The organism is Variovorax sp. GW821-FHT09D05 (genome assembly GCF_059416325.1).
The window spans coordinates 374,814-396,329 of sequence record NZ_JBWKOZ010000007.1; the positions used below are offsets into that span (position 1 = coordinate 374,814).

18 protein-coding genes are annotated in these 21,516 nt (G+C 65.4%); 8 read left to right on the forward strand and 10 right to left on the reverse strand.

Features of this window, described 5'->3' with window-relative positions; genetic code table 11:
- Nucleotides 1-129 precede the first annotated feature (129 nt).
- The 3 genes from AC07O3_RS20975 to AC07O3_RS20985 form a co-directional block, all read right to left on the reverse strand.
- The gene (locus tag AC07O3_RS20975) at nucleotides 130-2,937 is read right to left on the reverse strand and encodes an ExeM/NucH family extracellular endonuclease (protein ID WP_495340253.1); all 2,808 of its coding nucleotides are present in this window, start codon (nucleotides 2,935-2,937) and stop codon (nucleotides 130-132) included.
- Nucleotides 2,938-3,122: 185 nt separating this feature from the next.
- Nucleotides 3,123-5,309 carry a catalase HPII gene (katE, locus tag AC07O3_RS20980; RefSeq protein WP_495340254.1) on the reverse strand — a complete coding sequence of 729 codons (2,187 nt, stop codon included), beginning with the start codon at nucleotides 5,307-5,309 and terminating at the stop codon, nucleotides 3,123-3,125.
- A gap of 35 nt (nucleotides 5,310-5,344) precedes the next feature.
- Nucleotides 5,345-5,497 carry a hypothetical protein gene (locus AC07O3_RS20985; RefSeq protein ID WP_176928769.1) on the reverse strand — a complete coding sequence of 51 codons (153 nt, stop codon included), beginning with the start codon at nucleotides 5,495-5,497 and terminating at the stop codon, nucleotides 5,345-5,347.
- A 287-nt stretch (nucleotides 5,498-5,784) separates the two neighbouring features.
- Between AC07O3_RS20985 and AC07O3_RS20990 the strand changes: the two genes are divergently transcribed.
- Entirely contained in the window at nucleotides 5,785-6,603 is an 819-nt protein-coding gene (locus AC07O3_RS20990; protein ID WP_093077051.1) for a transglutaminase-like domain-containing protein, read from the forward strand.
- 140 nt (nucleotides 6,604-6,743) lie between these two features.
- A complete protein-coding gene (locus tag AC07O3_RS20995; protein ID WP_177142329.1) occupies nucleotides 6,744-7,181 on the forward strand; it encodes a DUF1569 domain-containing protein in 438 nt (145 codons plus the stop codon).
- Between the two features lie 58 nt (nucleotides 7,182-7,239).
- Here the strand turns inward: AC07O3_RS20995 and AC07O3_RS21000 are convergent, their stop codons facing one another.
- Nucleotides 7,240-8,616 (reverse strand): MFS transporter, encoded by a 1,377-nt coding sequence (locus tag AC07O3_RS21000; protein WP_093175093.1) that lies wholly within the window; start codon nucleotides 8,614-8,616, stop codon nucleotides 7,240-7,242.
- 323 nt (nucleotides 8,617-8,939) lie between these two features.
- On the opposite strand from AC07O3_RS21000, the gene AC07O3_RS21005 reads away from it, so the two are divergent.
- Both AC07O3_RS21005 and AC07O3_RS21010 read left to right on the forward strand, forming a co-directional pair.
- Complete coding sequence (locus tag AC07O3_RS21005) at nucleotides 8,940-9,923, forward strand: amidohydrolase family protein (RefSeq protein ID WP_093054282.1); 984 nt, start codon at nucleotides 8,940-8,942, stop codon at nucleotides 9,921-9,923.
- A 25-nt stretch (nucleotides 9,924-9,948) separates the two neighbouring features.
- Complete coding sequence (locus AC07O3_RS21010; protein ID WP_495340255.1) at nucleotides 9,949-10,818, forward strand: intradiol ring-cleavage dioxygenase; 870 nt, start codon at nucleotides 9,949-9,951, stop codon at nucleotides 10,816-10,818.
- A gap of 62 nt (nucleotides 10,819-10,880) precedes the next feature.
- Here AC07O3_RS21010 and AC07O3_RS21015 read toward each other — a convergent pair whose 3' ends face one another.
- Together AC07O3_RS21015 and AC07O3_RS21020 are read right to left on the reverse strand one after the other, a co-directional pair.
- On the reverse strand, nucleotides 10,881-11,819 hold the full coding sequence (locus tag AC07O3_RS21015; RefSeq protein ID WP_093175101.1) for a LysR family transcriptional regulator: 939 nt from the start codon (nucleotides 11,817-11,819) through the stop codon (nucleotides 10,881-10,883).
- Between the two features lie 29 nt (nucleotides 11,820-11,848).
- Nucleotides 11,849-12,385, reverse strand: a complete 537-nt coding sequence (locus AC07O3_RS21020) for a MarR family winged helix-turn-helix transcriptional regulator (RefSeq protein WP_495340256.1) — start codon at nucleotides 12,383-12,385, stop codon at nucleotides 11,849-11,851.
- A 131-nt stretch (nucleotides 12,386-12,516) separates the two neighbouring features.
- Between AC07O3_RS21020 and AC07O3_RS21025 the strand changes: the two genes are divergently transcribed.
- On the forward strand, nucleotides 12,517-13,785 hold the full coding sequence (locus tag AC07O3_RS21025) for an acyl-CoA dehydrogenase family protein (protein ID WP_093054181.1): 1,269 nt from the start codon (nucleotides 12,517-12,519) through the stop codon (nucleotides 13,783-13,785).
- Between the two features lie 14 nt (nucleotides 13,786-13,799).
- Nucleotides 13,800-14,345 (forward strand): flavin reductase family protein, encoded by a 546-nt coding sequence (locus AC07O3_RS21030; protein ID WP_093054179.1) that lies wholly within the window; start codon nucleotides 13,800-13,802, stop codon nucleotides 14,343-14,345.
- A 45-nt stretch (nucleotides 14,346-14,390) separates the two neighbouring features.
- Here AC07O3_RS21030 and ligD read toward each other — a convergent pair whose 3' ends face one another.
- The 3 genes from ligD to AC07O3_RS21045 form a co-directional block, all read right to left on the reverse strand.
- The gene (ligD, locus tag AC07O3_RS21035; protein WP_495340257.1) at nucleotides 14,391-16,871 is read right to left on the reverse strand and encodes a DNA ligase D; all 2,481 of its coding nucleotides are present in this window, start codon (nucleotides 16,869-16,871) and stop codon (nucleotides 14,391-14,393) included.
- 15 nt (nucleotides 16,872-16,886) lie between these two features.
- Nucleotides 16,887-17,831, reverse strand: coding sequence for a non-homologous end joining protein Ku (gene ku / locus AC07O3_RS21040; RefSeq protein ID WP_495340258.1), 945 nt, complete (start codon nucleotides 17,829-17,831; stop codon nucleotides 16,887-16,889).
- 73 nt (nucleotides 17,832-17,904) lie between these two features.
- A complete protein-coding gene (locus tag AC07O3_RS21045; RefSeq protein WP_495340259.1) occupies nucleotides 17,905-18,915 on the reverse strand; it encodes a succinylglutamate desuccinylase/aspartoacylase family protein in 1,011 nt (336 codons plus the stop codon).
- A gap of 157 nt (nucleotides 18,916-19,072) precedes the next feature.
- Between AC07O3_RS21045 and AC07O3_RS21050 the strand changes: the two genes are divergently transcribed.
- A complete protein-coding gene (locus tag AC07O3_RS21050) occupies nucleotides 19,073-19,339 on the forward strand; it encodes a hypothetical protein (RefSeq protein WP_093077045.1) in 267 nt (88 codons plus the stop codon).
- Here the strand turns inward: AC07O3_RS21050 and rpe are convergent.
- The gene (rpe, locus tag AC07O3_RS21055; protein ID WP_093054169.1) at nucleotides 19,329-20,024 is read right to left on the reverse strand and encodes a ribulose-phosphate 3-epimerase; all 696 of its coding nucleotides are present in this window, start codon (nucleotides 20,022-20,024) and stop codon (nucleotides 19,329-19,331) included. The two genes, AC07O3_RS21050 and rpe, sit on opposite strands and share 11 nt — an antisense overlap.
- 109 nt (nucleotides 20,025-20,133) lie before the next feature.
- On the opposite strand from rpe, the gene AC07O3_RS21060 reads away from it, so the two are divergent.
- Entirely contained in the window at nucleotides 20,134-21,513 is a 1,380-nt protein-coding gene (locus tag AC07O3_RS21060) for a GYF domain-containing protein (RefSeq protein WP_495340260.1), read from the forward strand.
- The last annotated feature ends 3 nt before the right edge of the window (nucleotides 21,514-21,516 follow it).

Here is a 21,516-nt window from a genome sequence, read left to right on the forward strand (position 1 = left end):
TGCGGATGCTCGACGCCGCGGAAGTGCGCGCCGTTCAGGCCTCGTGGGGAAAGTCTAGGAGCGGCCTCCTGCCGCGCCTATTCTCAATACGGTCTAGCGCTAAAGGACTAAGAGGGTGCTTGCGCCAGGTCAATTTACCGTGTGTGCGCCCAGGCCGTCGGAGGTGTCCTCCGGCAAACCGATCCATTGCACCGACGGATCGAAAGCAAGGCCCGGGTTGCGATCCCCCGCCTTGATGTCGGGCTTGCGGCGCAGGGTCCGGTTCAGCGTGCCGACTCCACCGGCGGTCCATTCGGTTCCAGGGTCAAAGCCGACTTGACCGAAGCGATCGATGACCACGCCCGACTTTTCCAGCGTCAGGGCATCGTCGCCATTGAAGTTGACTACGCCGCTGGTGAGTGTGCCTGCGGGCTTGAAGGCAGCCGCCGCACTGGCGTTCGCCAGCACCAGCACGCCACCAGGCGGCAAGGAGCCGGAAAGCACCTGGGAGTTGGTTGGCGGCGTGGCCGTGCCGTTGGAATACAGCCTGACGGTATACAGGCTCAGGTCCACCGCCGATGCGGTCGGGTTGTAGATCTCGATCGCCTTGTTGCTCGCCGTGCCTTCCACGTATTCGCTGAAGAACAGATCCGGCGGTCCGGGCGGTACTACCACGACCACCGCGCTCACGTTCACGCTACTCGATTGCGTTGCGGCCTGGCCGGCGGAGTTGGTCAGCGTGGTCACCACGTTGTAGGTGCCCGCGGCCGCGTAGGTATGCGTCACCGTGCCGGTGCCAGGCGCTGTCGTGGCGGCGCTGCCGTCTCCCCAATCGACTGCAAGAGAAGTCAGCGTGGTCGCGCCGCCGGGTGTGGCTTCGAAGATGTTCACGCTGTAGGCTTCCCCGACCTTTGCGGCCGTCGGGACCGACGCACTGACGATGGGTTGCGTCACCGCGGCATCGGCCGCCAGGGTCAGGCCGACAAGCACAGGGTCGTGGTCCGATGCCCGGAAGGGCGTGGGCGCATAGCGGTCGTCGGTCGTGAAGTCGGTGTTGTAGTCCAGCGCGGTAGGCTCGTCGGCGTTGATGTGCCACACGCTCACGCCGCTGACCTGCGAGCCCAGCGAAGACGATGCATAGGCATGGTCGAGTGCGCCGGTTTCGCCGCCGAAGACATAGGTGTACCGGTTGTCGGCGGGCATGCGCTTGAGCAGGCTTTCGTTGCCGGCAGCTTCGAGCACCTTGGTCGGGTCTTCCAGCAGGTAGCTGTTGAAGTCGCCCATCATCAGTACGTCGGTCTCGTCCTCGTCCATGGCCTTGAGCTTGGCGACGAAGCTGTTCAGTGCGTTCGCCTGCTGGGTACGCGCCAGGTTGAAGCAGCCCTGCCCCTGGTCGACGTCGCCCGTGGTCGGGCAACTGCCCTTGCTCTTCAGGTGGTTGACCACGAACCAGAAGCCGCCGTTGTTGCCTACGGCGCTGAATCGCTGGGCCAGTGGCGGGCGTCCGCTTGCAGCGGTGTAGTCGGCCAGGTCCGTGCCCGTCGGAAGAACGGCGTTGCCCACGCGCTGGACTTTCGCGGGCTTGTACAGGATGTCCACTTTGATGGCATCCGTGCCGAACACGCCGCTGTTGACGGCGGCATAGGTGTTCGGGCCGACCTTGGCGTTGAGGGCCGCCAGCAGGTCGTTCGTTGCCACGTCGGAGTTCTGGATTTCCATCAGGCCCACCACGTCGGCATCGAGGCCTGCGATGGCGGCCACGATCTTGGCCCGCTGCCGCTGGAACTCGTTCAGGTTGTTCGCGCCGCGGCAGTTGGCCGCGGATGCGGGACCGGTGCCGAACGAGCAACCCTGGCCGGTCTGGCCCGATGAGGTTTCTCCGTTCACGAACGTGGTGAAGTAGTTGAGCACGTTGAAGCTGGCCACCTTGAGCGGGCCGCTGACCACCGGTGCGGTCGGCGAGCGCGGATTGGCCTGCGCGAACACGGGCGCCACCGTTGGCTGGATGCGATAAGCCGCAAAGTTGTGGCTCAGGATGCCGGTGACTTTCTGCGTCGTATCGCCGATGCGCCGGGTGCCGTCGGTGCCTGCTGCGCTCAGGTACGGAATGGGGTTCGGGTTCTGGCGCGAGGAGCCATCGTCCAGCACGATGCGCGAAAGCAGGTTCTGCGCATGGGTTGCCGCCGCGTTGCCGTTGGTGGCGTTGAACTGCCGTCCGTTCAGTGCCAGCACCACCTGGCCATAGCGGCCCAGCTCGAACAGTTCCGTCACGGCCAGGGGCTGCGCAATTTCGACCAGCATGCCTTCGTAGCGCTCCAGCGTTGATTCATTGGCCACCGGCAGCGTGATCTGTGTCGGGCTGATTGCAATGCCGGAAGCGCAGACGCTGATGGCCAGTGGGTCCGCTGTCGTGCCCGCAATCTGCGTGAGGCTGTCGGGCTTTGCATCGGCGCCCGCGGTCTGGCCGAACTCGGTCACCACACCGGAGACCTGAACGAAATCGCCAACGGCCACACGTGTGGCGTTGTTCGGTGCATAGACAAAGACGCCTTCCGAGGTCAGCGGATCGGCATCGGGCACGAGCTGCTGCATGAAGAATCCATTCAGCTTCACGGTCGTGGTGCCGGTGTTCTGGAAGTCACCGACGACCACGCCACGCACGGTCACGGGTTGCGTTGCCAGAGGACTCGTGTCGCCCGCACCTTGAACGGATGAGATGGCCGTGACCGGCGCATTGGCCGGAACGGCGGCAGTACATGTGGGCGGTGGCTGCTCCGCAACCGGCGGCGGCGTGTCTGTCGACGGCGGCGTGTTCGGCTGCGTGGTGCCCGTAGAAGGCCCGGGGATCAGCGGGAAGGAGGTCCCGCCACCACCGCCGCCGCAGGCGGTCAGCGCAAAGACCAGTGTCAGTGCCAGAGCTTTGAACTGCCAGGTTGGCCTCAGTGCGGGATGAGTCATGTGGGTTTCTTTGAATGAAGGGGGAACAGCGAGCAGACAGCGCGCGTTTATATGGACCATGTGTGTAGCCCCCGAGAAACCCGGACTCGTCATGGGTGATTGCCTGCTTGATTGCCTGCGTCGGCGCGACGCGCCACGCGCTGCAGGCCGCATTGCGGCCTGCAGACAGGTACGTCAAAAGCTTGCTAGGCCGGTACCGCGTCGATGTTCACGCGATCCCAATGGCGATGCTTCGCGATGGCGGCGATGAAGTCATGCGCGATCTGCGTTGCGGCAGTCGCATCGCCCAGGTTGGTGACCGGCGTGCCGGCCACGATCACGCCTGCTGGAGCATCGGAGTCGGCGGCAATGCCCAGTGTCGAGAGCAGCTGCACGCCCTCGCCCACGGTGCAGATCGCCTTGCAGTGCTTGTAGGCCTCCAGCACGAAGTGCACCGCATCGCCAATGCCCGCCAATGCAGCGACGCTTTCGCCGCCGGCTGGCACCAGCACCGCATCGAACATCACCGACGGCGTGTTCGCGAACGTCATGTCGACTTCGATCTGCCGCTTCGACGCGCTGGCCACGGTGCCCAGACGCGGCCCGACGACCTTGCATTGCGCGCCAGCCTGTTCGAGCGCATCGCGTATCGGCTTCAGCGAAGCCGAGTCGACACCGTCGGCCACGAGGATCGCGATCTTGCGCGTGCGGATCGAACCGTCGCCGGTGTCGGCCATGCTGAGCGCGGGCGATTCGTCGATGGGCAACTCGATGCGGTGGTCACGAAAGCCCGCGCGGCCTGCCGCCGCCTTGGCATCGGGCTCGCCGATGCCAAGCGGTTCGGCCACGCGGCGCGCGAGCTTCTCATCCACGTGCGCGAGGTTGTCGACCATGCGCTGGCGGATGGCGGGCACTTCGAGCTTCGACAGCTCGAAGCGGAAGGCCCCGATGATGTGCTCCTTCTCGGCCGCACTCTGGCTGTTGAAGAACAGGCGCGCCTGCGTGAAGTGGTCGTCGAACGACGGGCTGCGGCGGCGCACCTTGGGCGGATCGATCTCTTCGGGGAAAGACTGGAAGCCGTGCTGGCCACCGTCCACGCGAAACTCCGTGCCGCTGCCCAGCGTGTTGGGCTCGTAGGCCACCTGGCCGCGCGCGATGGTCTGCCTGTGCATGCCGTCGCGCTGGAAGTTGTGGAACGGGCACACGCCCTTGTTGATCGGCAGCTCGTGGAAGTTGGCGCCGCCCAGCCGCGAGATCTGCGTATCGGTGTACGAGAAGAGGCGGCCCTGGAGCAGCGGGTCGTTGCTGAAGTCGATGCCGGGAACCACGTGTCCCGGATGGAAGGCCACCTGCTCGGTCTCGGCAAAGAAGTTGTCGGGGTTGCGGTTGAGCACCAGCTTGCCGATCTTCTGCACGGGCACCATCTCTTCGGGAATCAGCTTGGTGGGGTCGAGCAGGTCGAAGCCGAGCGAGTGTTCCTTGTCCTGCGGAATCATCTGTACGCCGAGCTCCCATTCGGGGAAGTCGCCGTTCTCGATGGCTTCCCACAGGTCGCGGCGATGAAAGTCGGCGTCTTTACCCGCGATCTTCTGCGCCTCGTCCCATGCCAGGCCATGAATGCCGAGCCTGGGCTTCCAGTGGAACTTCACGAAGTGGCTCTCGCCGCGGCTGTTGACGAAGCGGAAGGTATGAACGCCGAAGCCTTCCATCATGCGCAGGCTGCGCGGAATGGCGCGGTCGCTCATGGCCCACATCAGCATGTGGGTACTCTCGGGCATGAGCGAAGCGAAGTCCCAGAAAGTGTCGTGCGCGCTCGCGGCCTGCGGCATCTCGTGGTGCGGCTCGGGCTTCACGGCATGGATGAGGTCGGGGAACTTCATCGCGTCCTGGATGAAGAACACCGGAATGTTGTTGCCCACGAGGTCGTAGTTGCCCTCGCGGGTGTAGAACTTGACGGCGAAGCCGCGCACGTCGCGCACCGTATCGGCGGATCCGCGCGAGCCGGCCACGGTCGAGAAACGCACGAAAACGGGCGTCTTCTGGTCCGGGTCCTGGAGAAAGTCGGCGCAGGTGAACTGCGACATCGACTTGTAGACCTGGAAGTAGCCGTGCGCCGCCGAGCCGCGCGCGTGCACGGCGCGCTCGGGAATGCGCTCGTGGTCGAAGTGCGTGATCTTCTCGCGCAGGATGAAGTCTTCCAGCAGCGTGGGGCCGCGCACACCCGCTTTCAGCGAGTTGTGGTTGTCCGGTATCTGCAGACCCTGGTTGGTGGTGAGGGTCGTCGGATGCTCGACGGTGAAGCCTTCGAGTTGCTGCTGCTTGGCGTTGCTGCCGTCGCTCGCCTTGGTGGCGCTGGCGCGGCGGCCTGCGGCGGCCTTGTTCTGTGGCGTCATCGTGGATCTGCTGGAATCTTTCATGGGGTGGGCACTCAGCCTGTTTCGTTGTTGCTGTCGAGGAACATGTCGAGCACGTTGACCACGGCGACGAGGCAAATGCAGCCTGCCACGGCGGCAACGGCCCACACGAGGATTTCGTCGCCCCAGGTGCTGGCGAGCGTGTCGAAAAACGATGAAAGCTCCATAGGTCCCTCCAGGGATGCAAGCGAATTGCAAGGTTATGTTTCGCACCGCGCGCGACCCGTAGTGGCCGCCCTCCCCCGTCTGTGGGAGAAAGAGTGCGTGCAAGGTAGGAGCGCACCGACAGCGCATCGCACCCGCCTACGCTGCTTCGCGGGTACTGGCTGTGGAGCCTGAAAGATTCGTCGCATAGCATGGGCCCACGGGACGGCACTGATCGTGCTTGTCTTTCATCGCACTGCCTCGCGCACCGGCCGCACCGCCCGGATCCCCTCAGGGAAGAAAGAACCCCATGCAGATCAGGATCGGCTTCGACATCGAACTCGGCGTCACCGCCCCCACGGCGGTGATCTACATGCTGCAGGTGCACCCGTCGCGTGCCCAGGACCTGCAAGGCGGCGAGAACATCACCCTCAGCCCGCCGATGGCCACCGACCACTACCAGGACAGCTTCGGCAACAGCTGCGCGCGCGTGCACGTTCCTGTCGGGGTGAGCAGCGTGCGTTTGCGCAACCACGCGGTGGTGTTCGACACAGGCTGGCCCGACCCGGTGGACTTCAGCGCCAGCGAGCATGCGGCGGCCGACCTGCCGGTGGAGACGCTGCCTTTCGTGCTGCCGAGCCGCTATTGCGAGGTCGACGGCGAACTGCTGCAGTTCGCCTGGGCCAACTTCTCGAACGTGGCACCGGGCTGGTCGCGCGTGCAGGCAATCTGCGACTTCGTGCACCGGCATCTGCGCTTCGACTACCAGAACGCACGGGCCACGCGCACCGCTTTGGAGGGTTTTCGCGAGCGCACGGGCGTGTGCCGCGACTTCGCGCACCTTGCAATCACGCTGTGCCGCTGCATGAACATACCGGCGCGCTACGTCACGGGCTACCTCGGCGACATCGGCATTCCGCCGGTGCGCTTTCCGATGGACTTCAGCGCGTGGTTCGAGGTGTACCTGGGCAACCGCTGGCACACCTTCGACGCGCGGCACAACACGCCGCGCATCGGCCGAGTGGTGATCGCGCGCGGGCGCGACGCGGCGGACGTGCCGATCACGATGGTGTTCGGCGCGAACACGCTGCAGCGCTTCGAGGTGACTACCGAGGAAGTGCTGCAGTGAGCATCAACCTGCGGCGCGTGCAGCACGAATCGATCGGGGCCAGGCCGGACTCTGCAAACCGTGGCGCGGGAAACCGAAATCAGAGATCGTCAAAAATTTGACAGTCTCGGTGCGACCCGATGCATAGCATCCGGCTCCACATGAATACCGACCTTTCTCACACCATGCGCACGCTCGAGCGCCTTCGCGAGGCACCGCTGCATACCCGCTCAGGCTGGGATCTCGCCCATGTGCTGCACCACGCGGCGCAAAGCATCGAATATTCCCTGGATGGCTTTCCACAGCTGAAGCCTGCCTGGTTTCGCGCCTCGTTGGGTGCCATGGCATTTGCAGTGTTCTCGGCGCGCGGCAAGATGAGCCATGGATTGGAAGAGCCGATACCCGGCGCGCCCACGATCGCTTCAGGCCAGCCGTTGAACGCTGCGGTGGAGCACCTGATGGACGCATTGAATCGTTTCGAACGACACAGCGGGGTACTCGCACCGCACTTCGCCTACGGCGCACTGGGCAAATCCGAGTACACGCGCGCTCACCTCATGCACCTGGCGAATCACTGGGAGCTGGTGGACGCAGGCTGACGCGCACCCGAACAGCACCATCCGGATCGTGCGCCTGTGGACGGCTGGCCTGGCAAGCTCAACTTCCCCGCACTGCCGGCATGCTCGCGGGAGCCTGGTTCAATTCGGAACTCGCGTTGGCGTGCTGCATCGACGCAGACCGATCGTGATTGATGAACAGCACGGCAATCATGCCGATGACAGCCGGAATGGCGATCGCAATGAAGTTCTGGTGCAGCGGCAGGCTCATGCCGACAAGCACGCCGATCAGGATCGGCGCGAGGATCGCACCGCTGCGGCCCACACCCAATGCCCACCCGAGACCGGTAGAGCGGAACGCCATCGGATAGAACTGCCCGGTATAGGCGTTGGCGACGATCTGCGTGCCGATCGTCGAAGCACCAGCCAGTCCGACAAGGACGAACAACGCAGGCGTCGGCATCTTGAACCCAAGCAGCGTCAGCGAGACCGCGGCAAGCGCATACATTGCCGCGAGCACGTACTTGATGTGGAACCTGTCGGCGAGCCAGCCGCCGCCGATTGCGCCAACCATGGCTCCCGCGTTCAGCACCAGCACGAACGTCAGCGCCGAGCCCAGGCTGTAGCCGGCGCTGGCCATGAGCTTCGTCAGCCACGAACTCAGCGCAAAAACCATGAACAGGCACATGAAGAACGCAATCCAGAACATCACGGTGCTGAAGCCGCGGCCTTCGCGAAAAAGGTGCCTGATCGGCGCGCTGTCGGCCTTGTCTTGCGCCGGCACGACGAATCGGTCCGTCGCCTGCGGCCGATAGCCGGGATCGAGCCTGGAGGCTATTTCCTTCAGCTCGTCGCTGCGGCCCTTGGCGAGCAGGAATGGCATCGATTCCGGAACCGACTTCAGGATGACGGGAATCAGGAGGACCGGCAGGCCCGCCGCGAAAAACACCGATTGCCAGCCGTAGGTTTCGATGAGCCCCTTGCCCAGAAGCGCTGCAATGATTCCGCCAACTGCATAGCCACTGAACATCAGGGTGACCAGGGTCGCGCGAATCTTCCTGGGTGAGTACTCGGTCATCTGCGCGACCACATTCGGCATCACGCCTCCGATGCCGAGCCCGGCGAGGAAGCGCATTGCACCGAAGGTGAAAGGGTCGTCGGCGAGGCCGGCTGCGGCCGTGAAAACGCTGAACAGCCCAATGCAGATGGCGATCGCCCAGCGACGGCCTATCTTGTCGGCAATGGTCCCGAGGAAGATGGCCCCGAACATCATTCCGAAGAGCGCCGAGCTCACCATGAATCCGGCGTTGGTCGCATCGACGCCCATCTTCGCCATGATCGAAGGCAGCGCAATGCCGACGACCGACAGGTCGTAGCCGTCGAACACGATGATCAGCGCGCACCAGAAAAGCACGCGCCCGTGAAAGCGGTTGAAACGGGCGTCGTCGGCCAGCTTGTGAAGATCGATTTGGCGCATGGCTCTTGTCTCCGACTGAATAGATCTCACGGCGAGGGTTGTTCCGCGACGGGCTGAATGATGGTCGCCTCGCAGTGGCGGGTCCAACGCATTTTTCGGATGTTCCCTATCAATCCTGGAAATTCTGGGGAGGGTCTACCCATGGATCGGACTGTCGCGGTGCCCTGCCCGCTCTTTCATGCGCCTGGCGAATGCGCGCTATCACCGATATTCGTTGGACCACATCCCGGCGCCTGCATAGATTCAGCAGCCAGGCGAACGCCAACGTGGCGCTGCCAGGAACCCAAGCAACGGCAGAGCCCGCGCGCACAAAGGAGATGGTCATGCAAGGCAAGATCGGCCTCGAGGAACACTTTGCGATTCCCGAGACGCTTCAGGATTCAGCCGGCTTCGTGCCGGGAGACTACTGGCGGGAGCTCAGCAGCCGCCTCCTAGACATTCACGAAGGGCGCTTGCGCCAGATGGATGAGCACGGCATGGAAATGATGATCCTCTCGCTGAATGCACCTGCCGTGCAGGCGGTGCCCGATCCGAAGAAAGCCTGCGAGCTCGCGATCCGCGCGAACGATTTTCTGGCGGAGCAGGTGGCGCGACGGCCCGACCGCTTCCAGGCGTTCGCAGCCCTGCCCATGCAGGACCCCGAAAGGGCCACCCAGGAACTCGAGCGGTGCATGACCGAGCTGGGTTTCCGCGGCGCCCTGGTCAACGGCTTCTCGCAGATCGGCACGACCGACAACGCCACCTACTATGACGCGCCGCAGTACGCCCCTTTCTGGGAGGCGGCGCAGCGGCTCGACGCGCCGTTCTACCTGCATCCGCGCAACCCGCTCGCGAGCGGAGCGCAGATCTACGAAGGCCACCCGTGGCTGCTCGGCCCTACGTGGGCCTTTGCACAGGAAACCGCCGTCCACGCCCTGCGCCTCATGGCCAGCGGCCTCTTCGATCGCCATCCCGGTCTCAAGATCATCCTCGGCCATCTGGGCGAAGGCCTGCCCTACAACATGTGGAGAGTCGACCACCGCAATGCCTGGGTCAAGGCGCCCAAGGGCTATCCGGCCAAGCGCAAGCTGTGCGAATACTTCCAGGAAAACTTCTATCTCACGACCTCCGGCAACTTCCGCACCCAGACGCTGATCGATGCGATGCTGGAAATCGGGTCGGACCGGATCCTGTTCTCGACCGACTGGCCTTTCGAGAACGTGGATCACGCTTCGAACTGGTTCAACGACGCGAGCATCAGCGAGGCCGATCGGACGAAGATCGGCCGGACGAACGCGCTGTCGCTGTTCAAGCTGAAGCAGTCCTGATTCACCCGGGCAGGCACGGGACCTAATGATCGACATCGACGAATGGACCATCACCAGCGCAGTCCGGAAAGCGCACGGTGCAACTTCCAATGCGCGCCTGAAGACCGTGATGGACAGCCTGGTGCGCCACCTTCACGACTTCGCGCGCGAGGTGCAGCTCACCGAAGCCGAGTGGTCCCATGGCATCGACTTCCTCACGCGCGCCGGAAGCATCACCGACGACAAGAGGCAGGAGTTCATCCTGCTGTCCGATGTGCTGGGGCTTTCGACGCTCGTCACCGCACAGTGCAACCGGCGCCCTGCCGGATGCACCGAGGCGACGGTCTTCGGTCCCTTCTACGTACCCGACTCGCCGGCGTACAGGAACGGCGACGACATCGCCAATGGCGCGAGCGGTGAACCCTGCTTCGTTGGCGGAACGGTCCGCGGGATCGACGGCGAGCCGATTGCAGATGCGCGCATCGACGTCTGGCAGTCCGACGACGAAGGCTGGTACGACGTTCAGCGTCCGGAGCTGGAGCATGCGCAAGGTCGAGGCCATCTGAGCAGCCTCGGGGACGGCAGCTACCGGTTCAGATCTGTCGTGGCCGTTCCTTATCCGATTCCTCACGACGGCCCGGTGGGGCAACTGCTGGAAGAGCTCGGCCGCCACCCGTGGCGTCCGGCACACCTGCACTTCATGATCCGGGCGCCGGGGTACGAGACGCTCATCACCCATGTGTTTCGCGCAGAAGGTCGCTATCTCGACTCCGACGCGGTATTCGGCGTGCGCAGCTCGCTCATCGCCGAGTGGAAACGCAATGAGCCCGGCGTCGCGCCGGATGGCACCTGCATGGACGTTCCTTTCTACACGCTCGAATACGACTTCGTGTTGAACGACTCCAGGAACGACTAGGGTCCGTCAACGCCATTTCCGGCACCGCGACGGCAGGCCAATCCAGGCGCACCGTACGACGTCTACACCTGTGGATCGCGGCGTGATCGCTCATGGAAGAGGCCGAATATCAGTTCGCGCAGCCAGCGATTTCCGCTGTCCTGATGAAATCGCTCGTGCCACTGCTGCCGTATTTCGAATGGCGTGACCTCGAACGGCGCATCGACGATATGCAGATCCGCGCGTGAAGCCACCATCGCCCTGGCGAGACGGGCCGGCGCAGTCAGCAGCAGGCCCGATGCGGCGACGATCGACGACAGGCCCAGCGAGTGAGCGGCCGTAAGGACGACCCGCCGGCGATCGAGCGCACCCGCCCGATCCAGGGTCTGCTGCAATTGCGAGTCGGTCGTTCCCTGAGGCCGGTACGCAATGTGTTCCGCCGCGAGGTAGTCGTCGAGTTCGATGCTTGCGGGTGTGCCCAACGGCGAGGTCTTCGACATCAGCACGACGAATGATTCGTCGAACAGTCGCTGCTGGTAGAACGACGGCCCCATCGGCTCCCAGCTGCCGAGCGCTATGTCGATCTGTCCATGGAGCATCCGCTGCCGGGCGTCGGCCATGGAGACGTCCACTGTTTCGAAGCGAACCCCGGGTGCAGCAGCGCGAGCGACCATGAGCAGCTCGGGCATCATGACCAGTTGCCCGATGTCGTTGACGGCAATCCTGAACGTGCGGCCCGATGTCTGCGCATCGAAGGTTCTGCCTTGATCGACCGCCTGCACCAGGCAGGCGATTCCCTCCTCGATCGGGGCGATGAGGCGTTCGGCGACGGGCGTGGGGACCATCCCGTCCGCCGAGCGCACGAACAGCGTGTCGCTGAAACGCTCGCGCATGCGCTTGAGGGCGTTGCTCACCGCCGACTGCGTCATGCCGAGCCGATCACCCGCGAGCGTCACGCTGCGCGTGGCGTAGATCGCCTGAAAGACCAGGAAGAGATTCAGATCAATGGAGTTGATGTTCACCGCGTCGTCTCCGGCCGTTTATCGAGCCGTCATTCGTTGTCCAGCACGGCCAGGTTGTCGTAGACCATCCGGAGCATGTCCCGAAGCGACTCGGCCTGCGCGAAGCTCAGTCCTGACAGCGACACCCGCTCGTACAACTGGGCCAGCGGAATGATCCGCAACGCGAGGTCGCGCCCTGCCTCGGTCAGTGCGAGCGCAAGGGCCCGCGCATCCTCGTCGGATCGATCGCGCACCACCACACCGCGTTGAAGCAGGCCGTCGACAGTTCGCGAGAGCGTGGAAGGCTCGGTCGATGTGTGCAACGCCAGGTCGGAGAGGCGCTGATGTGGCTGATGGTGCAGCGCGACGCAGATCCGCCACTCGGTCAGCGAAAGGTTGAACTGCTTGAGCTCCCTGCTGAACGACTGGCCCATTCGGGTTCCCGCACGTGCAAGCAAGTAAGGGATTGCCCGTTCCAGATCGTGATTCACAGATTTATCTGCTTCTGCAATCAATTCCGGGAGCGCTTCGGGGCTTGCCTTGCGCTGCTTTACGGGGGTGGCCACTGCCAGCTTTCTCTTGGTCATAGGCCATCTTACAAGCGAAAAACATCACCGATATAGCGTAAACCCCAAGCCAATATTGATTGCATTTGCAAATGTTATTCGCTTCAATTGAGCCCTCTGATTGCAGAGCCACACATCCTTTGGAGACACCCATGACTGATGCCGCAACGAACCCGCTCGCTCAACTCAATCACGTCGATATCCCTGCGCCAGGCCGAAAGTCGCCTGTGATGGGCGCCCCTTCGATCGAAAAAATAGTTGCATCCGCAAGCGAATTGGTGCCGGTGCTGCGCGCCCGGGCTCAACGCACCGAACAGGATCGCCGCGTTTCGGAAGAGACGACGCGTGCGTTCCATGACGCGGGCTTCTTCAAGCTGATGCAGCCGGCGCGCTACGGCGGGTTCGAGTACGGCTTTACCGCCTTCATCGACGTGGTCAGCGAACTGGCAAGAGGCTGCACCTCGTCGGCGTGGGGCTGCTCGCTGGGCGCCATCCATCAATGGCTGGTCGCGACCTTCCCCGAGCAGGCGCAGGACGACGTCTGGCGCGAGGACCCCGGCGCAATCGTGTGCGGCTCGTATGCACCGGCGACGATGGCCGAGAAGGTCGACGGCGGCTACCTCGTGCATGGCAAATGGCTTTTCGCGTCCAACGTGGACAACTCCCAGTGGGCACTGCTGGGCGTTCAGTTTCCGCCGGAAGAAAAGGGCGCTGCGCCAACGGCCGGCTTTCTGCTCGCACCCCGATCGGATTGGTCGATCGAGGACAACTGGCACGTGGCGGGCCAGGCCGGAACGGGATCCAAGGCGATCGTCATCGACAAGCCGACATTCATTCCGGGGCACCGCAAGCTGACGTTTGCGCAGGCTTCCTCCAACAACCCTCCCGGCGCCGCCGTCAACACGAACCCGATCTACCGCATCCCCTTTCTGTCGGCGGTGCCGGTATGCCTCGTGTCGCCGATCATCGGCACGGCCCAAGGCGCGGTGGACGAACTGATCGGGCTGGCCGGCTCGCGCGTCACGCGAGGGGCTGTTGCGGGAGGCGGAAGCAGGCTGAGCGAGTTCTTCCCGGTGCAGTCTCGCCTGGCTGAAGCGTCGGCGAGCGTCGATGCAGCGCGGCTTCTCCTTTATCGCGACACCGCGCAGGTAGAGCAGATGGCAGCCGATGGCCATGTCATCAGCATCCAGCAACGGATTCGCAACCGGCGCGACCACGCCTTCGCCGCACGTCTCTCGCGCGATGCCGTGGAAGCCGTGTTCGCCAGCGTAGGAGGCGCAGGCCTGGCACTCGACCAGCCGATCCAGCGCATGTGGCGGGACACGAACGCCATCTCGCGCCACATCAGCCTCAACTGGGATGCAGTTTCTTCGATGGTGGGGCAATACCTGCTCGGCCTCGAGCCGAAGGGCCAGTACTGATCGGGGTATCGGCCATGTACTCCTGGGCTCTCATCACGGGCGACGCGGCCGACACGGTCGATGCCCGCCAGCTGCGACAGGCGCTTGGCGCCTTTCCCACGGGGGTGTGCCTCGTGACGACCACGACACCTGAAGGCAAGCGCGAGGGCATGACGATCAACTCGTTCGCCTCGGTGTCGCTGGATCCACCCTTGATCCTGTGGAGCATCCGCGACGACACGCGCAGCGCCGACGCATTCCTTGCGGCGCGGCCGTTCAACCTCAGCGTGCTGACCGCGGAACAGCGCGACCTGGCCTGGCATTTCGCCAAGCCCGCGGCGGACAAGTTCGAGCGCTACGCCGGAGCATTCGAAGTTGGACCCAACGAATGCCCAAGGCTTGTCGAGAGCGTGGCAACCTTCGAGTGCTCGACCTATTCACGCCACCAGGAAGGCGATCACACGATCATCCTCGGCCGGGTCGATCGCTTCTCGCGGACCGACACGCCGCCTTTGCTCTTTCATTCGGGGCAGATGGGTTCGTTGTGGGAGCTCGCGGCGACGCTGGCACGGCCTCGATGAGGCTGGTTCGCAGTTTCGCGCGCAACTCTCGACTGGCGGCGGGCATCACTCCAGCTTGTAGCCGAGCAGCTTCATCGCCGCAGCAAGCCCCTTGCGGTTGCGCTCCATCGCGGCCCAGGGCTTGTTGCCGATGTCGAAGCGCTGCGCCGCATTGGCGACGGTCCACTGCGAAGCACTTGTGAGCTCGGGCAACTCTTCCCACGCAAGCGGCACCGACACGCCCAGCCCCGGGCGCGAACGCGCCGACCACGCGCTGACGGTGGTCGCGCCGAAGCCGTTACGCAGGTAGTCGACGAAGACCTTGCCCACGCGGTTGCGCGGCCCGCTCTTGGCGACGAAGCGCGCCGGAATGGTCTGCGCCAGATGCGCCACCACGGCCTGCGAGAAGCCCTTGACGGCATCCCAGTCGTACTGGCGCCGGATCGGCACGACCACGTGCAGCCCCTTGCCGCCGCTGGTCTTCAGGAACGAGGGCAGGCTCAGCTCGTCTAGCAGCGTGCGCACCAGCATCGCGGCTTCCTGTATCTGCGGCCATGCCACGCCTTCGCCGGGGTCGAGGTCGAAGGTCATGCGGTCGGGCTTGCCGATGGCGCGCGAGGTGGCGTTCCAGGTGTGCAGCTCGATGACGTTCATCTGCGCGGCGCCGAGCAGGCCCTGCTTCGTGTCGATCTGCAGCAGCGGTTCGTGGCCCGGGTCGAGCGCGGGATCGAGCAGGCGCACGCCGGGAATCTCGCGGTTCTGCACGTGCTTCTGGAAGAACAGCTCGCCGCCCACGCCCTCGGGCGCGCGCACCAGCGACACCGGCCGGCCGCGCAGGTGCTGCAGCATGAGCTTGGCCACGCCGTCGTAGTAGGCCGCGAGCTCGCCCTTGGTGATGCCGCTGTGCTTGTCGATCACGCGGTCGGCGTGGGTGATCTTCTGGGACATGGGGGTGCTCTTTCTCTTTTCTTCCTCCGGCCGCTCGCGGCGGATGTCGCGCGCGGGCTTGTCGGCGCGCAGGCCTCGAAAGACGGCCTGGCGCACGCGGTCTTCGCGCGTCCATTCGCCGAACGAGACTTCGGCCACGAGTGATGGCTTGACCCACTGCGCCTTGATGCCGCGCGGCGTGGGGGTGAACGGGCAGTCTTCGGTGGCCAGCCTGCCCAGCTTCGCCTTGATGTCGGCGAGGCGATCGGCGTCGAAGCCAGTGCCGACGTTGCCGCAGTAGCGAAGGCGCCCGGTGGCCTCGTCGTGCACGCCGAGCAGCAATGAGCCGAAGCCCGAGCGCGTGCCCTTGGGCGTGGTGTAGCCGCCGATCACGAATTCCTGGCGCTGCTGGTTCTTGAGCTTGATCCAGTCGGGCGAGCGGCGCGACACATACGGCGAGCCCTTGCGCTTGCCGACGATGCCCTCGAAGCCGATGCGCGCCGACGACGCGAGCAAGTCGCGCGGCGAGGCGTCGAAGGTTTCGCTCAGGCGCAGCAGCGCGGGCGGCTTCTTGCCGAGCAGCTGCGCGAGCCGTGCGCGGCGCTCTTCGACCGGCATGTCACGCAGATCTTCGCCGTCGAGAAAAGGCGCGTCGAACAGCCAGTAGACGATGGACGATGTCGCACCGCTGTCGAAGGCGTTCTGCAGCGCCTGGAAGTCGGGTGCGCCGTTTTCGCCGTCGACGGTGATCTCGCCGTCGAGCCAGGCCGAGTCGGTAGGCAGCTTCGCGAGGGCCTTGGCGAGCGCAGGCAGCTTCGCGGTCCAGTCATGGCCGTTGCGGGTGAAGCAGCGGGCCTTGCCCTTGTCGATGCGCGCGAGCAGGCGGTAGCCGTCGAACTTGAGTTCGTAGAGCCAGTCGTAGGGAGACGGCGGTGGCGAAGCCGCGAGAGTGGCGAGCTGGGGCTGGAAGGTGGCGGGAAGTGCGGCTTTCTTTGCGGGCGCCTTCTTCGTTGCGACTTTCTTCGGCGGCTGGTCTACCTCGTCCACGCCGCGCCCGGTGATCACGCTGGCCGGTTGTTCTTCGAGCACGTCGTAGTCGTCGAGCGCACGCGCATCGCCGTCGCGCTCCTTGATGAGCAACCAGGGCTCGTGCTTCTCGTCGCCCTTGCCGTGCATGCGCACCAGCGTCCAGTGGCCGTGCAGCTTCTCGCCGCGCAGCTCGAACTTGAGCTTGCCGGCCGCGAGCGCCTTGCGCGCATCGCCGTCGGGCAGCCAGTCGCCGCGGTCCCAGACGATGACGGTGCCCGCGCCGTACTGCTTCGGCGGGATGGTGCCCTCGAAGCCGGCGTAAGAGATCGGATGGTCTTCGACGTGCACGGCCATGCGCTTCACGGTCGGGTCGAGGCACGGCCCTTTAGGCACGGCCCAGCTCTTGAGCGTGCCGTCGAGTTCGAGCCTGAAGTCGTAGTGCAGATGGCTCGCGTGGTGCTTCTGGATGACGAAGGACAGCACGCCCTTGCCATTCCTGCCGCCGGCCTTGGGTTCGGGCGTGCGGGTGAAATCGCGCTTGCCGTGGTAGCGCGCCAGCGCCTTGCGCGCGGTCGATGCGGTGGTGCCCATGGCGGCAGGCCGGCCTCAGGCGGCGCGGCGATGTCGGACCGGGGCCTTGCGCGCTGCTGTCTTGGCGGCGGGCTTGCGCTTCTTCGCCGCGGCCTTGGGTGGGGGAGCTTCTTCTTTGCCGGCAGCCTTCGCCTTGCCGCGCAGGCTGCGCTGCAGCAGCTCGGTCAGGTCGATGATCTTGGCGCCGCGGCCTTCGGTGGACTGCTCTTCTTCAGGCTCGGGCTGCGTCACGGTCTCGGTCTGGCCGGCCTTCACCTTCTTGTCGATCAACCGAAGGATCTCGTCCTTGAACTCGTCCTTGAATTCGTTCGGATCCCAGTCGGCGCTCATGTCGTCGACCAGTTGCTTCGCCATCTTGAGTTCGCGCTCGCTCAGGCCTGCCTTCTTCGCGTCTTCGGAGGGCAATGGCAGGTCGGTCCACGGGCGGATATCGGCGCCCCAGCGCAACAGGTTCAGCACGAGGCCAGGGCCGACGGGCACCAGCACGGCGAGGTGCTGCTTGGTCTGGATGACGACGCGCGCCACGCCCACGCGCCCGCTGCGCTGCAGGGTTTCGCGCAGCAGCGCATACACCTTGGCGCCGCGATTGATCGGTGCCACGTAGTAGGGCCGCTCCAGGTACACGAAGGGAATGCCGTTGGCCGGCACGAAAGTCTCGATCTCGATGGTCTGCGTGGTCTTGGGGTAGGCGGCCGCGATCTCCTTGTCGCTGATCACCACGTACTCGCCGTCCTCGTATTCGACGCCCTTCACGATCTGTTCGCGCGCGATCTCCTTGCCGGTCTTCTTGTTGATGCGCTTGTAGCCGACCGGGTCCATGGTCCGCTTGTCGAGCCAGTCGAAGTCGATGCCGTGGTCGGTGGTGGCCGAATAGAGCGCCACCGGGATGTGGACGAGGCCGAAGCTGATGGCGCCCTTCCAGAGGACGCGCGGCGCGGGGGCTTTTTTCGAGACTGGCATGGGCACACTCCTTCAGTCTTGGAATGTGCGCCGCCCCTGTGCGGGCGATGTAGGAGCGCGGCGTCAGGCTTCGTCAGGCCGCGCCGGCCACCGGCCCGAGCCGGCGCTCGCTCGGGCGCGCGAAATAGAACCACTCGGCGCCGGGCAGCGCCATCGCGTTGGGGAACACGATGAAGCCGTCTTCGGGCGCGCTCAACAGCGTACCGTCGTGACGCATGCCGATGGGCTCGCCGCGCTGCACTTCGTCGAAGGTGGCCCAGTCGCGCACGAAGCTGTCTTCCTCGTGCAGGCGGTCGGTCACGCTGGCTAGGCGCAGCAGCTTGGGAGGCTGCACCGGCGCACCCGACAGCCCTTCGGGCAGCGCCGCCATGCCCAGCAGCGCAAGCGTGCGTCGGATGGCGCGCCACGCCACCTCGGGTGCCTGCGGGTCCAGGTGCTGGCCGCATTCGAGCGTGACGCCGTAGCCGCCGCGGCTGCGGATGTATTCGTTGGTGCCGCGGCCGAAGTCGAGCGCGGCCTCGTCGGCCGGCGTGCCGCCCGCGCGTTGCGCGAGGCCGGCGGCGTAGATGTCGAGCCAGCCCTCCACCACGATGGGCGTGCCGATGTGCAGCGCGAGCTGGCCCTCTTCATACGAACGGGCGAAGGGCTCCAGCGTGCCGGTGTTGTCGCGCGGGCCGATCATGGCGAAGGCCTCGCCCTCGCTCTGGAAGGAATGCAGGTCGAGCAGCACTTCGTGGCGCGCGATCAGCGGCGCCAGCACGTTGGTCACGCGGGCTTCGTAGTCGGCCGGTGCCTCGGTCGGGCGGAACAGGCGGTTGAGGTTGCGCTCGCCCTCGCGCTGCAGTCGGCGCCGTGCGAGCGGATTGGCGACGGGCACCAGGGTCAGCTCGCCGCGCTGCAATTGCAGGGTGCCAGCCTCGAACTCGCCCAGGATGCGCTCGATGCCCAGGGTGCCGGAGACTTCGTCGCCATGCACGCCGCCCATCACGAGCAAACGGGGACCGGGGTTCAGCGAGGCGAAAGCGTGGATGCGCAGGCTGTCGGTGGCAATGCCGGCAAATGGATCTGAGGGATCGGAGGACATCCGGGGATTATTGCGGAGCCCCTTCCCTGCGCGCAAAGGCGCTACTTATTTCATAGCAACATGGCGGCCCACGCCCGCCTACAGGGGCTGCCTTGCATGTCCTACCGCCCCGGCGGCAATCGCGACACAGGCTCGTTCTTCATTGAAGGAGCCCCGCATGAGCAAGAGCAGCAAGAGCAAGACCGCGCCGGCCGATCCTCAAAAGGATGCCGGCGGCGGCAAGACCAAGGTGGAGCAAGGCGGCGAATCGGCGCCGCGCCTGCCGCACGAGCACGACCAGTCGTCCGACAGCCAGCAGACGCCGGACGGCCGTCCGACCGAGGTGGGCCGCCAGGCCCATGAAGACGTGGAGCGCGGTTTGGTCGATACCGACCGCGGGCTGGAGGCCAACCGCGTCTACAAGAGCGGGAAGATCAAGCGCTGACGACGCCCGCCAGCTGCTTGCGCATGTCGGTGATGACGGCGCCGTAGTCCTTGGCGTTGAAGATGGCGCTGCCCGCCACGAAGGTGTCGGCGCCGGCCGAGGCCACGCGCGCGATGTTGTCGGCCTTGATGCCGCCATCCACCTCGAGGCGGATGTCGCGTCCGCTCTGCTCGATGCGCTTGCGCGCGAGTTCGATCTTGCGCAGCGCAGAGTCGATGAAGCTCTGGCCGCCGAAGCCGGGGTTCACGCTCATGATCAGGATCAGGTCGATGTCGTCGATGGCCCAGTCGAGCGCCTCCAGGCCCAGCCCCGGGTTGAACACCAGCCCGGCCTTGCAGCCGGCCGCCTTGATGGCCTGGATGCTGCGGTGCGTGTGGGGCGAGGCGTCGGGGTGGAAGCTGATGTAGTCGGCGCCCGCTTGCGCGAAAGAGGCCGCCAGTGCGTCGACCGGCTGGATCATCAGGTGCACGTCGACGGGCACCGGGGTGCCGTCGGCGGTCTTGGCGTAGGGCTTGAGTGCCTGGCAGATCATCGGGCCGAAGGTCAGGTTCGGTACGTAGTGGTTGTCCATCACGTCGAAATGGATCCAGTCGGCGCCGGCCGCAATCACGTCGGTCAGTTCTTTGCCGAGGTGCGCGAAGTCGGCGGACAGGATGGAGGGCGCGATGCGAAACGGGGTGCTCATGCCCCCGATTGTCGCTTCAGCCCCGCCCGCTTGTCCTTGGAGCAAGGAGTACTTCCCGATACATTTGTGTGGCCCGCAGAGGGCGGCACTACAAGACGGGGGAGCTTCCATGGACGAGGGCTGGTGGTACGCACGGGGCGAAGACAGGCAGGGTCCGTTGTCGGTCGCGCAGATCCATGAACGCATTCGCACGGGTGTCATCGACGCGCAGACGCTGGTCTGGCGTCCGGGGCGGCTGGCCTGGAAGCCCCTGCACCAGGTCGAGGAACTGATGCTGCCCGGCATGCGCATGGAGCCCGTGCTGCTGCCGGACTTCGGGCCCGCCGCCGTGCGCGAGGCGCCGCCTTTGCCCGACGAGCAAGCAGCCCCGGACCACCCGATGCCCGCGCCGCAGTCCGCGGGCCCCGACCCGGAACCGTGGCTGTCCGACGGCCCCCTGGAGGCACCAGCACCGCAAAGGCGTGACCCCGGCCTGCCGGCGGCCGGCCCGTGGCGCCGCTTTTTCGCCCGTCTCTTCGACGTCTGGACGATGTGCTTGCCCGCCGGCTTCTTCATGGCCGCGGTGGTGGGCCGCATCTGGCCGGCCTTCGGCCTGTGGATGGAAAACCCGTCGTCCACGCCGACGCTCGGGATCATCTTCCTGCCCGTGGCGCTGGTCTTCGAAGCCATCGTCTTCGGCCTGTTCGGCACGACGCTGGGCAAGCTGCTGTTCGGCGTGCGGGTCAGGCTGCGCGACGGCGGGCGGCCAACCTTCCTGCAGTACCTGGGGCGCGTGGCGTGGATGTACCTGTCCGGCCTCGGCCTGGGCATTCCCTTCGTCACGCTGTTCACCATGGGCCGCCAGTTCTTCGAGGTGAAGGAGGGCCGCCCCGCCACCTACGACGCAAAGCGCTACCTGGTGCAGGCGGCCGGAACCGGCGTGTTGCGCACGGGCCTGGCCGTGACCGCACTGGCGGGCCTCGTGGCCGGCGTGGTCTTCATCAACCAGCGCGAGGCGCAAAGAAGCATGCGCTTCTACGCCGGCTTCGAGTGGACGAACCCCGTCACGAAGCTGCGCGCGAGCATCCCGCGCGGGTGGCAATACCGGGAGCAGTCCAACACCACCGGCGACGCGGTTCACACCTTCTTCTCGGACACCGTGGTCGCGGTCTTCGCCGTGGAAGGTGGCATGGAGCAGGTGAGCCTGGACGAGTACCAGCGGATCTGGGCGATGGCGGTGCGCCCGTCGATGGAGCTGGACGCACGCGCGCGCCCCATCAACGTCAAGGGCCGCCTGGGCCTGCAGATGAAGGGTGCGATGACCGCGGACGCCTCGCGGCACGTGGACGCCACGCTGCTGAAGAGCGGCACCCAGGTCTGGCGCATCGTGCTGGTCGGCACCTCGGACCGGGACCCGGACACGGCCGCCACCGCGGCGCTGCGCGACCTGCTGTTCCAGACCGTTCCAGCCGCAGCGCCCGAGAGCACGCCGAAGGGCAACACAATCTGACAT